This is a genomic window from Brachyspira catarrhinii, assembly GCF_005518285.1.
In the GTDB taxonomy this organism is placed as follows: domain Bacteria; phylum Spirochaetota; class Brachyspiria; order Brachyspirales; family Brachyspiraceae; genus Brachyspira; species Brachyspira catarrhinii.
The window spans coordinates 1-452 of the sequence record NZ_SJDU01000784.1; the positions used below are offsets into that span (position 1 = coordinate 1).

A 452-nucleotide genomic window follows, 5' to 3' on the forward strand; every position below is an offset into this window, starting at 1 on the left:
AGACATATCTTCCTCCTTGTTTGATTTTAAAAATAAAATCCAATTTTTTAATTCTTTCTTAATATCAGCATTTTCATCGAATTTAGGAATTTCCACATAATGCATTTGAATGTGGTCAGTAAGAATTTTATTGCTGTTTTTTTCTTTAAGCAAATAGCAAGTATGCATTCGGTTGTCGGTTTTATCAAATAAAATATCGTCAATTAAATTAATACTAATTACGGGTTTTAATTCAGGATACTCTTCGCCTTTCTTTAGAACATTTGAATAATTTTTACTCCAATAATAAAGCGTTCTTTCAAAGAAATTTTTAGTTGAATAAGTTTGTATTTCAATGATTACGATAATTCCATCTTCGGTGACGGCTTTTAGGTCGACAATACTTTCTTTATTTCCCGCTTTTTCGGACATGTTAAACGGATTTAAAATATCAACGGATACAAAAGTTGCAA

General features: G+C 28.5%; 1 protein-coding gene. It reads right to left on the minus strand.

The features are described 5' to 3' along the window. The coding region (locus EZH24_RS13445; RefSeq protein ID WP_272897912.1) for an Rpn family recombination-promoting nuclease/putative transposase at positions 1-429 on the minus strand (429 nt) is incomplete at its 3' end. Positions 430-452: the final 23 nt, after the last annotated feature.